Origin of the sequence: Microtetraspora sp. NBRC 16547 (assembly GCF_030268965.1) — a bacterium.
GTDB lineage: Bacteria > Actinomycetota > Actinomycetes > Streptosporangiales > Streptosporangiaceae > Microtetraspora.
Window position 1 is genome coordinate 1 of the sequence record NZ_BSSE01000033.1, and the last position, 13,028, is coordinate 13,028.

At 67.0% G+C, this 13,028-nt stretch carries 17 protein-coding genes; 9 read left to right on the forward strand and 8 right to left on the reverse strand.

Annotation, left to right across the window (positions count from 1 at the left end; translation table 11 throughout):
• The coding region (locus QSK17_RS30855; RefSeq protein WP_502889327.1) for an IS30 family transposase at positions 1–964 on the reverse strand (964 nt) is incomplete at its 3' end.
• A gap of 96 nt (positions 965–1,060) precedes the next feature.
• Between QSK17_RS30855 and QSK17_RS30860 the strand changes: the two genes are divergently transcribed.
• Complete coding sequence (locus QSK17_RS30860; protein WP_502889328.1) at positions 1,061–1,321, forward strand: IS3 family transposase; 261 nt, start codon at positions 1,061–1,063, stop codon at positions 1,319–1,321.
• A 513-nt stretch (positions 1,322–1,834) separates the two neighbouring features.
• Positions 1,835–2,185: a hypothetical protein gene (locus QSK17_RS30865; protein WP_285709089.1), complete on the forward strand. Its 351-nt coding sequence runs from the start codon at positions 1,835–1,837 to the stop codon at positions 2,183–2,185.
• A 68-nt stretch (positions 2,186–2,253) separates the two neighbouring features.
• Here the strand turns inward: QSK17_RS30865 and QSK17_RS30870 are convergent, their stop codons facing one another.
• The 4 genes from QSK17_RS30870 to QSK17_RS30885 all read right to left on the reverse strand — a co-directional run bounded on the left by QSK17_RS30870 (position 2,254) and on the right by QSK17_RS30885 (position 4,736).
• Positions 2,254–2,592 (reverse strand): PadR family transcriptional regulator, encoded by a 339-nt coding sequence (locus QSK17_RS30870; protein ID WP_285709091.1) that lies wholly within the window; start codon positions 2,590–2,592, stop codon positions 2,254–2,256.
• A 624-nt stretch (positions 2,593–3,216) separates the two neighbouring features.
• Positions 3,217–3,501 carry a hypothetical protein gene (locus QSK17_RS30875; protein WP_285709093.1) on the reverse strand — a complete coding sequence of 95 codons (285 nt, stop codon included), beginning with the start codon at positions 3,499–3,501 and terminating at the stop codon, positions 3,217–3,219.
• A 159-nt stretch (positions 3,502–3,660) separates the two neighbouring features.
• Positions 3,661–4,194, reverse strand: coding sequence for a hypothetical protein (locus tag QSK17_RS30880; RefSeq protein WP_285709095.1), 534 nt, complete (start codon positions 4,192–4,194; stop codon positions 3,661–3,663).
• A gap of 215 nt (positions 4,195–4,409) precedes the next feature.
• A complete protein-coding gene (locus QSK17_RS30885) occupies positions 4,410–4,736 on the reverse strand; it encodes a tyrosine-type recombinase/integrase (RefSeq protein ID WP_285709097.1) in 327 nt (108 codons plus the stop codon).
• A 200-nt stretch (positions 4,737–4,936) separates the two neighbouring features.
• Here QSK17_RS30885 and QSK17_RS30890 point away from each other — a divergent pair, with 200 nt between their 5' ends.
• Positions 4,937–5,188, forward strand: a complete 252-nt coding sequence (locus QSK17_RS30890; RefSeq protein ID WP_285709098.1) for a hypothetical protein — start codon at positions 4,937–4,939, stop codon at positions 5,186–5,188.
• Positions 5,185–5,991, forward strand: coding sequence for a sigma 54 modulation/S30EA ribosomal C-terminal domain-containing protein (locus QSK17_RS30895; protein WP_285709099.1), 807 nt, complete (start codon positions 5,185–5,187; stop codon positions 5,989–5,991). Before QSK17_RS30890 ends, QSK17_RS30895 begins: the two co-directional genes overlap by 4 nt.
• A gap of 164 nt (positions 5,992–6,155) precedes the next feature.
• Here QSK17_RS30895 and QSK17_RS30900 read toward each other — a convergent pair whose 3' ends face one another.
• Positions 6,156–6,440, reverse strand: coding sequence for a HesB/IscA family protein (locus tag QSK17_RS30900; protein WP_285709101.1), 285 nt, complete (start codon positions 6,438–6,440; stop codon positions 6,156–6,158).
• A 236-nt stretch (positions 6,441–6,676) separates the two neighbouring features.
• On the opposite strand from QSK17_RS30900, the gene QSK17_RS30905 reads away from it, so the two are divergent.
• The 3 genes from QSK17_RS30905 (at position 6,677) to QSK17_RS30915 (ending at position 8,611) form a co-directional block, all read left to right on the forward strand.
• Positions 6,677–7,015 (forward strand): universal stress protein, encoded by a 339-nt coding sequence (locus QSK17_RS30905; protein WP_285709104.1) that lies wholly within the window; start codon positions 6,677–6,679, stop codon positions 7,013–7,015.
• A 308-nt stretch (positions 7,016–7,323) separates the two neighbouring features.
• Positions 7,324–7,983, forward strand: a complete 660-nt coding sequence (locus QSK17_RS30910) for an alpha/beta hydrolase (RefSeq protein WP_285709105.1) — start codon at positions 7,324–7,326, stop codon at positions 7,981–7,983.
• Between the two features lie 115 nt (positions 7,984–8,098).
• Positions 8,099–8,611, forward strand: a complete 513-nt coding sequence (locus tag QSK17_RS30915) for a hypothetical protein (protein ID WP_285709108.1) — start codon at positions 8,099–8,101, stop codon at positions 8,609–8,611.
• Positions 8,612–8,884: 273 nt separating this feature from the next.
• Here QSK17_RS30915 and QSK17_RS30920 read toward each other — a convergent pair whose 3' ends face one another.
• A complete protein-coding gene (locus QSK17_RS30920) occupies positions 8,885–9,616 on the reverse strand; it encodes a hypothetical protein (protein WP_285709110.1) in 732 nt (243 codons plus the stop codon).
• The gene (locus tag QSK17_RS30925; RefSeq protein ID WP_285709112.1) at positions 9,613–9,987 is read right to left on the reverse strand and encodes a hypothetical protein; all 375 of its coding nucleotides are present in this window, start codon (positions 9,985–9,987) and stop codon (positions 9,613–9,615) included. The genes QSK17_RS30920 and QSK17_RS30925 overlap by 4 nt, the downstream gene beginning before the upstream one ends.
• A 177-nt stretch (positions 9,988–10,164) precedes the next feature.
• On the opposite strand from QSK17_RS30925, the gene QSK17_RS30930 reads away from it, so the two are divergent.
• Entirely contained in the window at positions 10,165–10,833 is a 669-nt protein-coding gene (locus QSK17_RS30930) for a response regulator transcription factor (RefSeq protein ID WP_285709113.1), read from the forward strand.
• Positions 10,834–10,855: 22 nt separating this feature from the next.
• Positions 10,856–12,913, forward strand: coding sequence for a sensor histidine kinase (locus QSK17_RS30935; protein ID WP_285709115.1), 2,058 nt, complete (start codon positions 10,856–10,858; stop codon positions 12,911–12,913).
• Positions 12,914–13,028: the final 115 nt, after the last annotated feature.

A 13,028-nucleotide genomic window follows, 5' to 3' on the forward strand; every position in this document is an offset into this window, starting at 1 on the left:
TCCGGGGCAAATGCAGCAACATCGTGAACCGGGTGGTGCGCTCGACCAGCGTGCCGATCGCGGAACTGCCCAAGCCGATAATGAGGTCGCCTTCCCAGTGCCCGGGCACGGCCCGGTCGGCGGCCTCGGCGGGCCGCTGACTGATCATCACTTCCTCGCTGACGAACTTCTTCCCGCGGCCCCGGGTCCGGGCCCGGGGCACCCGCAGCGCACGGCCGGTGCGCAGGCAGGCCGTCAACTCGCGGCGCAGCGCCCCGCGGCCCTGGATATACAGGGCCTGGTAGATGGCCTCATGCGAGATCCGCATCGTCTCATCCTCAGGAAAATCGACCGGGAGCCGGCCCGCAATCTGCTCCGGACTCCATGACGTCGCCCAACGCCGGTCCTGACGGCGCCCGTGACGTCGCCCGATCCAGCGGACCTGCGGTCCTTCAACCTCACTGCCGTCCGGGGCGCAGACCATGCCGGCCAGCCGATCCTGCACATACTGCCGCAGCCGGTCGTTGGCGGCGAGCTTGCACACCTTGGGCCGGCGCGCTTGCCGGTCGGCATGCCACTGCGCGACCGAGGCCCGGTAATCCAGACGGCCGCCACGGGTCGCCGCGTTGCGCCGCAGCTCCCGCGAGATCGTCGACGGAGCCCGTCCCAGACGGCGGGCGATCTCCCGCACCCCGCACTCCTTGGCGCGCAGCACGGCGATCTCCTCGCGCTCGGTGAACGACAGATAGCGGCCCGACGGCGGATCCAGGCTGATCGGCGGCATCCCGCCACCTTCACGGAACCACCGCGACCCCAACGGCGTCGACACGCCGCACGCGACAGCGGCCTCCTCGCTCGACAGCCCCTCAGCGATCAACCGCCAGAAACGCCGCCGCTCCTCGCGCCGATTGACCGGGGGCCGTCCCGGTGACCGAAGCGGCGGACGACCAGCGAGGATCGCTGCACGCGCCCTTCCCTGCGCCACAACATCCTCCTCGACGATCGAGGTGTTGCGACGACCAGTTGAATCCACCCAGAGTACACCTCGATCACCTTCGGCCAGCGGTGTGAGCAGGCCGGGATTCGCCCATCAACGGGGAGAACCGGGACGTGCTTCGACAACGCGATCACCGAGAGCTTCTTCGCCTCGCTGGAGTGTGAGCTGATCGACCGGCGGACCTTCCGGACCAGGTCAGAGGCCGAGCGGGCCGTCTTCGGCTACATCGAGGGCTTCTACAACCCACGCCGTCGGCATTCGGCCAACGGCCAGCTCAGCCCCGCCGAGTACGAGCGCCGCTACCACGAATTGATCAGAGGAAATGTCCACTACGATGCCGCATAGTCCCAATTCGTGAAGTGTCTACCGAACCGGGGCAACTCCACCGCCAATGGGCGTGCTCGACGTGCGTGATCTACTTCAGTCCCTATTACGGTCTTTGACCGTCACTCCCCAGCGTTTGCGCAGCCACTGCACCCCGCCGTAGAACAAACAGATGGTGGGCGCCGCCAACAGGGCCGACCCCCACCCCTGCTCCACTGCGACATTGTGGAAAGCCGCAATGGTCACGGCCCCTAGCGGTATCCAAGTGCGTGCCTCCGACGCCAGCACCCAGCATGCCCACCGGCGCAGCACCTCGATCCTGCGTCGCCCCGGGGCTTGCAGCTCACGGCGCAATTGCCACACGCGGGCGAACTGGTGAAGGGCGTACAGAACCTGCATGGACGGTGTCGCTCTCGCCGCGGCCAAGTTCCACAGCTCTGCGCATAGTTCCTCCGCGTAGCGCCCCCGATGCGCTGTCGGCAGGACCCGCATCGCGACATCAACCATTCGTCGCGCTGACGGTGCAATAGTCACATGGATGGGCGCCTCGGCCAGATCCGCTGTGGGTGCCAGCTTGCTGATACCAGCGAGGTCGCGGGCAAGATCGCGGGCAAGATTAAGTTCGTGGGCGAGTTCGCGGGCGTGGGCGTGGTTGAGCTCATGGCCGTGGACGTGATCGAGGACAAGATCGCCAGCGTGGTCGAGTTCGCGGACAAGTTCGCGGACATGGCCATCGTGGGTGTGAGCGCTGTCATGGCCGAGAGTGAGGAGGCGGGCACGAGCAAGCTCGTTGGCGAGAGCGTGGACAAGAGTGCAGGCGGTGATTCCCGGCTGGTCGGCGTGGGCATGGGCGCGTGCATGGTCATGGGCACGGGCGAGGACTAGGACAAGATCAAGGACGCGATCGACGTCGCGGGCAAGATCAAGCTTGCTGATCATGGAGGGCGTGTCCTTCATATGCCACCGCCGGCGAGCCTGCGCCGCAGGCCAGGCAGTAGCCCGCTCACCTTGGTGTGAGCTTGGGCCAGCGCAATACGTGCATGCTCCATGCCGTCCGGGGCGAACCGATAGTAGCGGCGGCGCGGTCGCCCCTGCTCGTGAGGATCTGCATCCTCCCATCTCGATTCCAGCCAGCCGATGCCCTCTAGGCGGGCAAGGATCGGGTGAATCGTGCCACTGGGCAAGCCCGCAGCGGCGCAGATCTCCAGGCCGTACATTTCGCGGGCTGGATCGTCGAGCATAGCCCGCAGCACCAGTTGTGTCGGCAAGGTCATCCGGGGGGACCGGGTCATGATTTAACTCTACCTAGCCCCTCAATGAGGGTCTATACCGATTTCGTCGTCATCGTGATGGTTGTCACCAACGACCCTTCGTTCCAGGGAGAGTGACGCTGCGGTCTACCAGCACCGCTGCGGCATCACCCGGTCCGAGCCGCACACGAACGAACCCAAGCCTCTGGCGGGGCTTCGGCTCCGGGATGATCGCCACGGGCGAGAGCCGGAGTCCGTAGCTGGCTGAGGTGGGGAGCCTGATCGTCCCGCTCGCCACGACCCAGGCAAGCCCAGCAGACCATCTCCTACGGCTCAAGCCCGTCCGTGACCGTTGGCGTCCGATGATCGAGGAACGGCGACCGGCTGACGTGCACGCGAAGACGGGCTTGCCCCTCCGTCGCCGGCCCGCTGCCGCTTCGCGGTGGGTCGAGGCAAACGGGAAGATCAGCCGGGAGAGACGTGCGCGGGCGCGCATTTCAAGATCCGGCACATACGCGGAACACCGCTGTTGGAAGATGATCGACGCAACGCCGGGCCGCAGGTCAGGAGCCCACTCCCCCAACAAGATCAATTCCACTCATAATCCGACGGCCCTCCGCCGCCAGACACGCGAAGGTGTGCGTGCGAAGGCGCGCCGCTCTCCGTCTACTCCGTGTACGTGCCATCCGGGCGTATGACCGCAGTCTGCGTCACGGGAGCGACGGTTGCGCGGGGCACACGATCGTTCACCGCGATGACCAATCGGAGTGCCCGATCGGCCTCGGGAAGCACGTAAGCCAGGACCTTGTAGCCGCCCCCGTCCTTTCCGGTGACGTTCGCCCAGTCCTTATCGCCGTTCTCCTCCATGAGCGCGAGTTCGTCATAGACAGCGACACGACGCCATCGTGACAGATACTCCTCTGCGATCTCGGCTGCCACCTGCTCGTTCATCCCCGCAGAGCCGCCCTCCGTCGTGCCATTAGCGTGCCATTAAGGAGGGTAACGAGGGGGCAACCACGGTCACTCATGACCGGCCCTACGCCCAGGTCAGTGCCCGTACGGGCCGTGACCCATGCAATTCCCAACCTGACGGAGCGAGTTCGATTCAAGTCAGGCTTCAGGCTTCAGAAAGCACTGGAAGGTTGCACTCGTAGTTTTCAGCACGGCCGAATCATGCTGTGGCGCAGGCCATATCTGAAGGTAGTGGTCATCTACCGCGCAGCGCTCTTCATCCATTCCTCGGACGTGATAACGCAAGCGGTAGGTACCGGGACCAGAAAGCAGCGGCGAAAGGTTGTGCGCCTTTTCGTCGTCCCACTCCATGAGCCATCCCACTAAGAAGACCTCGCCCGACGGGGACTCGAAACCGATCTCCACGATGTCCTCATAGCCGTCAAGGTCAGCACCCGGATCCCGGTCGGCGACAGCCACCGTGAAGGGAATCATTCCCCACTGTGTGGCGATGTCCAGGATGGCGACGCCTCTCCCCTCCACTTTGATGAGCCCAACGGAGTGAGTCGGTGAGTCATCTGGCCTGTCGGTGGCCTCGTAGTCCCCCCGATCCAGGAAATAGACCTGACCACAGTCCTCCACCTCCACATCCATCCGCTTCGTGTGCACGACAGAAGACTCGTCTCTGCTCATGGGTGGGAAGCATAGAGTCCGTCACCGACAATTTCGGCCGGCCGGAGTGTAGCGGGATTGATCAAGGTCAGAAAACGCTGAGCCAGAGCCCGCCCAGTTGCATTTCCACTTTTAATCCGTAGGTTCAGGGTTCGAATCCCTGGCGCCCCACCACGCTGACCTGGGTGTTCTCCCCAACGGGAGATCACCCGATCATGGCCTGGGACATGGATGGGTCACACCTGGGTCATCCAGCCGCATCGCCCTCTGCGAACCTTCCGGGCGGTTCCGCGCGCCGCCGACAGCACCAGGCGTGCCGTCGCCCTGGCCGCCCGGTGATGCAGCTCCGGCAGCACCGAGGTGTAGGTGTCGGCGGTCAACGCGATGCTGGCGTGCCCGACCTGGTCCTGCACCACCGGTAGATCCACGTGCGCGGCCAGCGCGATCGTGACCGCGCCATGCCGTAGATCGTGTAACCGCACCGGCGGCAGCCCGCTCCTCTGCAGCACCAGCCTATGGAACCGGTAGGTCAGGTAGTCCGGCCTCGCGGGTCCCAGGTCCAATCGGGTCGCCTATGGCCCGGATCGGCCACGGATCGGCGTGCATCGGTCCAGACCAGATCCGGATCCGCCGGGAGCGGCCGACCCGCCGACCTGCGGAAACGGCGTAAGGTCCCACGCCGGATGGACAGAAGTCCCTGGGCCGATGGCCCGCGCCCCGGGAGGCTGGAAAGTAGGACACGTCCCATAGGGGGTGGGATCCGATGACGCATCACGAGTCCGGAACCGGGCCCGCGACCGGAGTGGAGATCGAAATGGACCTTCTCAAGGCTCAGGTCAGCGGCCTCGAGAAGCAGGTCCGGGCCCTGGCCGAGGCGACCCTGGCTCTCGCACACGGCATGGAGGCGGGCCCCCTGGAAGAACCCGGCCAGGCGCGCCCCGAGCACACCGCCCGGCTCGCCCACGAACTGCTGCTCGCCGCCGGCCTCGTGTTCACGGCAGGTGAGTCGGCATGAACCGCCGAGACACGCCCATCGCGCTGGATCCGGCCGACATACAGACCGAGACGCGCGGCGCGGTGCCGACCGGCGCGATCGATGAGGCCCGCGAGACGGTTGCGGCGTCGGCCGGGGTCTCCCACGAGCCCGTGCTGTACGCCCGGGTGAAGCTCAGCACCTCCGCGAACCCGGCCGTGGCGCGCCCTTGCGCCGCGCAGGCCAACCTCGACGTCAACGGCCGGATCATCCGCGCCCAAGCGGTCGCCGAATCCATGCACCAGGCCATCCGTCTGCTCGGTGACCGGCTCAGGACCCGGCTGCGCCGTACCTCCCGAGACTGGGAGGACCTACGCGGACGCTCGCCGCAGAACGTCGACCAGGAGTGGCGGCACGACAGCCCTCCCCGGCGCTCCCTGCCCTTCTTCCCGCGCCCCGCCGAAGAACGCCGGATCGCACGCCGCAAGACGTACGAGCTGGCCTGGGCGACGCCTGACGAGGCAGCCTTCGACATGGAGCAGCTCGACTACGACTACCACCTCTTCACCGAGGTGGATACCGGCCAGGACAGCGTGATCTACCGCGAGGAAGCGGGCTACCGGCTGGCCCAGGTCGTGCCCCGGCCCGATCGGCTCGGCCCGGTGTCCGTACCGCTCACGATCAGCACCACACCGGCCGCCGTCCTCACCGTGGAGGAGGCGAGGGAACGGCTGGAGGCGGCCGGACTGCCCTTCGTCTTCTTCGCCGACGCGGAGACCGGCCGGGGCAACCTCCTCTACCACCGATACGACGGGCACTACGGGCTCATCACGCCCAGCCGATGAGTTCGGTGCCTGATTCCCCTGCGTACGGGAAGGGTGGAGGGCTCCACCTGGTTTGCCATCCCGCCCGTGCGGGGCAAGCGCGGCCGGCCCAGGAGATCAGCCGGCCGCGACGCCAGACGGGCGGTAGCGCCTGACTGCGAAGATCAAATTATGAGAATCAGGCGCTAACAACTGGGCGTCAGACGGAAGACCGGCCGACCGTGCGCATCGCTCTCGGCATCCAGAGTCTTGTCGTCCAGAAGCGTGACGGCATCCGGGTCGATGAAGACGCGCACGTCCTCCTTTTCGATCACTTGGTCTCCGGACCATGCATCGCTCGCCAGTGAGAACTCAAGTGCACCCGCTTCGCCCGGCTTCACGGCGATCCGCAGGCCCGCCCGGTGCGGCAGGTACTCGCCCACCATCAGGTCGCGGATCGCCCTCACAGCCTTGTCGGTCATCGTCAGCACGGCAGGCTCCTCAATTCTGATGCGGCTGGCCTGTCTCCTCCGGCGCCAACCCGACCAGCGGATCTGGGCCTCTCGACCCCAGAGCAGACCACACGCCTGTGCCCCTCCCACTGCTGGCGGGCAGGGACGCCCTCCCCGTAGGCGGACGTCCGCGGTGTCAACGGACACGCCGATCCCCTTCGCTCCCAGCCCACGTCGACCCGGCCGCTCGTTGAAGGGGCGCAGTTCCCTGTCGAGTGAGGACCTTCGTCCATCTCTTGGTCACAGAAGCCTCGCGCGTATCACCAGTACCTTCGGTTGGCTCGTACCGAGATCTGGCCGGGCGCTCCTGTTGTCATGGGAAAGAAGGACTTTCGTCCCTAGCCCAGCACCCCAAAGTTCCTGTCGAGACGAAGTTCGTCATTGAGACCCCACGGCGCGCCCTGGTCAAGGCCGCGGAGGACGCGGCCCTGCTCGTGGTCGGCAACCGCGGGATCGGTTCTGCACCCAAGATGCTTCTCGGACCTGTGACCCAGGCCGCGCTGTACGAGGCACCCTGCCCCGTGGCGGTGGTGCCCGCACAACGGGCGGGGTGATCTTCGGACACCTGACCGAAGGAAAGATGTCGGTGTTGGACATATGTTTACGGCAGACTCGTCTCTGAAACAATAAAGGAGCGTCACACAGTGATGGAGAAGCATAAATCCTTTCAAGAGACGGCTCTTGCCAAGGTTCGAGCTGGAAAGGTAACGACGTGAGCACGGCCAGGACTTGGCTGGTAGCGCTTTGCTTATTGGGGCTCACCGGATGCGCGTCCGGTGAGCCTCGGCGATTTCCTGCGAACAGTTCCCTGGATGGCCAGTGCTCCGTGGCCCCCTCGGGAGCACGCCGAGTCATTTTGCGAATGCGGGACGGAGTCCGACTGGGCGCGGCGGCGCTGGGACCGACCCAGGCCACTGTCGGCGTCGTGCTTGCTCACGGAGCGAGCCAAACCCTGTGTGACTGGCTCACAGAGGCCGACCGCATCGTCTCAGGCGCCCAGGTGCGGATCCTCATTCCGGATCGCAGAGGGGTGGGATCCAGCGAAGGAACCCCCGATGCAGCGAAATACTCCGCCGACATGGTCGAAGCGGCACTGTGGCTACAGGCTCACGGCACGTCACAGATCGTGCTGATCGGATCGTCGTACGGCGCTCCGATCGCGGTGACCGCAGGGCAGGGCACGGGTGAAGGAGTCTCTCCCAAGGACTCGGCACCGGGGCCGCTGAAGCCGCCTGCGTGCGCGGTGGTGGCCATATCTCCAGCGCGATCGATCGAAGAGGGCACTGGCTCCATCCAGCCGCTCAAAATCAGTTCGTTCGCTCCGAGATTATGGATCGCCGCAGAAGAAGGAAGGTCCGATATCGTCGGCAACGCGCGGGCGCTCTTCTCCAAACTGGGGTCGGATAAGAAAGAGCACTTCCTGCTGATTCCCGGCACCGACCATAGCCTTGGTCTTGTGCAAAATCACCCAGACGTGAGAAACCTCATCCAGAACGCCGTCCGCGAGTGTTTTTCGAACTAGGCCAGGATCTTCAAGGCGACCATGGGGCGTTGCGATCCCCCTTCAGCGCTCGTCAAGAGGGTTGAAAGCGTCTGATGGCAGCCTGCGGCCAACAGCAGCTGAAGGGACCCTCACCATGATCACCCGCTCTTTGGCAGGCATCGCCGTCGCAACCGGAATTCTCGCCCTCACCCCGATCACCGTGTCGACCGCCGCCCAGGCGGCCACCGGCTCCACCGCCGGCGCGTCGGGCGCACAGGCCGCGGCCCCTGGCCAGTGGGGGCCCTACTACGCCTCCGGGAAGAAGGCCAAGACGCTCGGCTCGCTGACGGCGGCGCCGAAGGACGACCCCAGCCAGCCCGCCCCCTACGTCAAGGTCACCGGCAGCGTCGTCAGCCTGACTCGCCAGTCTTCGACCTGCGGGTGGGCCCTCTTCCGCGTCAGCTACTTCGACTCCGCCAACCAGCCACACCTGGCGTACCGCAACTACCGCAGCTGCTCGTACGGCACGACGCAGAAGTTCGCGTTCGACGCCAAGAACGTCGGCGAGGTCGAGCTCAAGGTCTGCGCCGAGGCGAAGGCGTCCAAGCCGTCCGTCAACTGCCTCTACGGCGGTGTCTGGAAGCCGCTGTACACCTACTACCAGTAGATCTCTCCGCGACCTGCTGAGCCGGGCCTCTCCGCACGGCTGCGTCGATGGCCTGTTCCTTCGGTCCCGAGGCCGCCGGTTCCGGGACCGCACCGCACGCCTGGGGCAGCACCGATCAGGCAGGGTGGTCACCCCGGTGACGGCCGCCGTCACCAGGGTGATGGCCGCCGTCAGCAGCTCAACGACGACGAGGAAAGTGGCGCCGATCGCTACGGCAACCGCTGCGACGACCACAGTCGCCGTAGCGGCCGCCTTGCTTTCGCGATCAGGTTCTCAGCCCTTGGACGTCGGCACGCTGTCAGAGCGTGATGCGGAGACCGCGAGTGCCGGCAGATCCCACTCATCGTTGGGGGTGCGCAGGACCCGAACGCCGAGGAATCCCATGCCCACCGCGGTGAACCCCCAGCCGGTGAGGTCCAGCCAGGAGTAGTTGAGGATGACGGCCGTCAGATGCAGCGGTTGCGAGATCGCCAATGCGATCGACACCGGCCGTGGGGCGAGCCTGGCCCGGAAGGCGAGGATGCCGAGCAGCAGCGTGCCGACGATGTGCCCCACCACGAAGACGAGGCCCGGGACAGCGGTCAGGCCGAAGATCTCGTCGCTCAGCCGGGTCACGGTCGGCGGGTCCAGGCCGATGTCGGTCGCGGCCAACACTCCGTAGTCGTTCGCTCCGAGGACGGTCATACCGAGATAACCCGGGATGAGAAAGGCGGCGGTCCACGCGGTCAGGACGGGCCGGTGGCGGCGCCCCAGGCGCACGGCCGCGTACGCCCCGGGCAAGAGGGTGAACAGTGCCGGAATACCGAGGAGCAGCACGAACCGCTGTGCGTCGGCGTGGGCGGCGACATCGGCTCCCACGTCGCCGGACCAACCCGGGATGACGAACCGGATCACGGCCACGCAGGCCGGGCCGATGGGCATGAGGATCGCCGCCGTCACCCGGCCCAGCGTGCGCAGGTCACGCCGGGCGCGGGCGGGCGCGTCGGGAAGCGCCAGGTCGCTCATCGAGCCGGCCTCGGCCCGATGAGCAGAAGCACGGCCACGAGGAGGGACAGCAGGATCCCCGCCGAGACCATCATGACCGCCTGGGCGGGGATGTCGGGGATGAAGAACACCGGCAGTCCGGTCAGCGCGGAGAGCACCCGCGTCACGATCACGACGACCCGCGCCCCCAGCGCGCCGCGCCAGGCGAACGGGAGGGCCACGAGCGTGGTGAGGTCGACCGCGAGGACCACGGCCGCGAGGACGGGGCCGTCGGAGAACTGCGGCACCCACGTGATGATGCTGAGGATGGCGAGCACGACCGCGAGGACGAGGCCGATACGGGCGGGGAGGGGGGCGCGGCGTGTGGTCGCGCCGGGAAGATCGGTGGACATGTCGGTTCTCCTCTGCTGGCAGATGCCGCCGGTAGGGTTACCTGCCACTTTCGGAGTCCGGCGCCGGGGTCGCATGAGGCGACTGCCCTTTCCCGGCGCGCTCTCGCCGGGAGATTTCCCGGCGAGAGTAGGGCCACGGCCCCAGCCAGACCGCCGGGCCGACACCATAATCGAGCCATGCTCCCCCAGCAGACCGATGATCGTGCGCCCATCCGGGTGCTCTTGGCCGATGATCATCCAGTCGTCCGGCGCGGACTCGCCGCCCTGCTCGCGACCCTCCCCGGAATCCAGGTCGTCGCACAGGCGGGCAACGGTGAGGAGGCGTTGCGCGAGGTCGCGCTGAACCGGCCCGACATCGTCGTCATGGACCTGCGCATGCCGACCATGGACGGGGTGGAGGCGACCCGCCGAATCGTCCGGGACTACCCCGCCACCGCCGTCCTCGTGCTCACGATGTTCCACGAAGACACCCTCGTCGCCGAGGCGCTCCGCGCCGGTGCCCGCGGCTATCTGCTGAAGGTGGCGGAGCAGGACGAGATCGAGCGCGCGATCCGTGCCGTCGCCGCGGGAGATGCGATCTTCAGCAGCGCCGTCGCGGGGCGGGTGCTCGGGCGGATCACGGTGGACCGGGCTGCCCCGGCGCTGCCTCAGCTGTCACCACGCGAGCGCCAGGTGCTCGACCTGATCGCGGCGGGAGCGACGAATACGTCGATCGCCCATCGGCTGGGGGTCACCCAGAAAACCGTCCGCAACCACATTTCAGCGATCTTCCTCAAGCTGGGCGTGGCCAGCCGAGGTGAGGCCATCGTGATGGCCAGGGATGCCGGGCTCGGCCGCCATGCCTGATCCCGCCGTACCCGATGCCGCCATGCCTGACCCCGCCGTACCTGATGCCGTCGAGCCTGATGCCGTCGAGCCCGTGCCCGGTTCGGAAGAAACCACTTCCCCCGTCCGTACCCGGGTGGGCGCAACCGCGGCAGCCGGAACCGTCCTCGCCATCTCAGCGATCGCATTCGCCGTCACCGCCGGAGCCGAGTGGCAGATCTTCGTCGACTCCTACACCCTGACCAACCTCGTCATAGGGCTCGGCTTTCTCGCCGCCGGCACGACGATCGCATGGTTCCGCCCGCGCAACCTCATCGGCTCCCTGTTCCTGATATGCGGACTCGGACATCTGACGACCGCGGCCACGACGATGGCCATGCTGTTCGGCCTCAACGCGGACTGGCCGACCCCGGCCACCCGGACACTGTCGACCTTGTCGACCGGGGCGTGGCAACTCGGCATCACCTGGCTGTTCAGTCTCGCCCTCTTGGTCTTCCCCGACGGGCGCCTGCCGAGCCGGCGCTGGCTGCCGGTCGGCTGGCTCGTCATGGTCAGCGGCGCCTACCAGCTGGTGACGGGTGTGCTCTCGAACGGCTCGGTGCTCGGGAGTACCACGAAGACCGTGTCGATCATCTCCGTCGGGCTGGCCGTACCCGACTCGATCAATTCCGTGGCGGGCGGCGTCAACGCGGTGGTCGAGGTGCTGGTGGTCGCCTCCCTCGTGTTCCGCTACCGGCGCGGCGACGAACGCACCCGGCGGCAACTGCTGTGGCTGATCCTCGCCGTGCTGGCGGCGCTCCTGCTCAACTCGCAGCGCTGGCTCACAGGTGACGGGCCGATCCTGCTCCTGCTGTCGTTCGTGCTCTTCCCGATCGCGATCGGGATCGCGATCGTGCGGCATGAGTTGTTCGACATCCGGCTCGTGCTGTCCAGGGCGTTGCTGTACGGCCTGACCCTGTCTGTGATCATCGCGGCGTACGCGGGGCTGGTGGCCGGATTCTCACTGCTCGTTCCGGAGGACGCCGAGCGCGGCGTGTCGATCGTCGCGGCGATCGTCGTGGCGATCTGCTTCACGCCGTTGCGACTGCTGCTGCAATGGCTGCTCGACCGCGCCTTCTACGGCACCCGTTCCGATCCGGCACAAACGGCGTGGCGCGTCGGCGAGCGACTGCGACACGACGACGACCTGGCCGGCGTGCTTGATCGAACGCGCGTCGCGCTACGTCTTCCCTGGATCGCCCTGCGCCGGGAACCCGGCGGAACCGAACTCGCAGCGACCGGCACGCCACAGGACTCGGCGACCATCGAGTTGCCGCTCGGCTATCGCGGCGACGTGGTCGGAACCCTCGCCGTAGGACTGCGCCGCGGCGAATCACACCTGCACGACGCCGACCGGCGCACACTCGAACTCATCGCGACCCCGCTCGCGGTCGCGTTGCACGCCACCGGGTTGAGCGAGCAGGTCCAGCAGGCGCGCACCGCGATCGTGGAAGCCGCCGCGGCGGAGCGTGTGCGATTACAGCGCGAGCTTCACGACGGTCTCGGACCCACGCTCAGCAGTATCACCTTCCTCGCCGACGCGGCCTCCAACCTGATCAGCTCTGACCACGGTGAAGCCGAACGCCTGCTCGGCGAGGTACGAGCCGATCTGCGCGCCGCGCTCGACTCCGTTCGCCGCGTCGGCGAGGCGGGCACCATCGAACTCGACGATCTGGGGCTGCTGGGGGCGCTGGCCCAGAAGGTGACGGGCCTCTCCGACGAGGCACGCGGTGGGATAACGGTGGAACTGGACATGCCCGCGCAGCTCCCCGCGCTGTCACCCGCGGTCGAGTTGGCCGCCTACCGCATCATGAACGAGGCGCTGACGAACGTCCTACGGCACTCCGACGCCCGCCGCTGCGTGATCACCATTTCCCTCGACGGCGAGCTCCTGATCAGCGTCGGCGACGACGGCACACCACCGGCTTCCTGGCGTCCGGGAGTCGGCCTGCGTTCGATCTCGGACCGTGCCGAAGAACTCGGCGGATCCGCCACCGCCGGGCCTTCCGCTCGAGGCTGGGAGGTCCACGCCCGACTCCCGCTCCACCCCGATCGGACCTAGTGCCGTGACCGGCAAGGTTTGCCCGGAAGGAGCGGTGTCCAGGGTGGTGCATCGCAAGGCGGAGGAGGAGGTCGTAGCGGAGCCTACGGCCGACGACGACAACGCAGCGAGGTGC

Excerpts from the sequence above, each read along its gene's own strand:
- QSK17_RS30915 (WP_285709108.1), top strand. The coding sequence starts at position 8,099 with ATGATCACCCGCTCTTTGGCAGGCATCGCCGTCGCAACCGGAATTCTC.
- QSK17_RS30890 (WP_285709098.1), top strand. The coding sequence starts at position 4,937 with ATGACGCATCACGAGTCCGGAACCGGGCCCGCGACCGGAGTGGAGATC.
- QSK17_RS30910 (WP_285709105.1), top strand. The coding sequence starts at position 7,324 with ATGCGGGACGGAGTCCGACTGGGCGCGGCGGCGCTGGGACCGACCCAG.
- QSK17_RS30870 (WP_285709091.1), bottom strand. The coding sequence starts at position 2,592 with ATGACCCGGTCCCCCCGGATGACCTTGCCGACACAACTGGTGCTGCGG.
- QSK17_RS30930 (WP_285709113.1), top strand. The coding sequence starts at position 10,165 with ATGCTCCCCCAGCAGACCGATGATCGTGCGCCCATCCGGGTGCTCTTG.
- QSK17_RS30935 (WP_285709115.1), top strand. The coding sequence starts at position 10,856 with ATGCCTGACCCCGCCGTACCTGATGCCGTCGAGCCTGATGCCGTCGAG.
- QSK17_RS30920 (WP_285709110.1), bottom strand. The coding sequence starts at position 9,616 with ATGAGCGACCTGGCGCTTCCCGACGCGCCCGCCCGCGCCCGGCGTGAC.
- QSK17_RS30875 (WP_285709093.1), bottom strand. The coding sequence starts at position 3,501 with ATGAACGAGCAGGTGGCAGCCGAGATCGCAGAGGAGTATCTGTCACGA.
- QSK17_RS30865 (WP_285709089.1), top strand. The coding sequence starts at position 1,835 with ATGGATGGGCGCCTCGGCCAGATCCGCTGTGGGTGCCAGCTTGCTGAT.
- QSK17_RS30880 (WP_285709095.1), bottom strand. The coding sequence starts at position 4,194 with ATGAGCAGAGACGAGTCTTCTGTCGTGCACACGAAGCGGATGGATGTG.
- QSK17_RS30925 (WP_285709112.1), bottom strand. The coding sequence starts at position 9,987 with ATGTCCACCGATCTTCCCGGCGCGACCACACGCCGCGCCCCCCTCCCC.
- QSK17_RS30895 (WP_285709099.1), top strand. The coding sequence starts at position 5,185 with ATGAACCGCCGAGACACGCCCATCGCGCTGGATCCGGCCGACATACAG.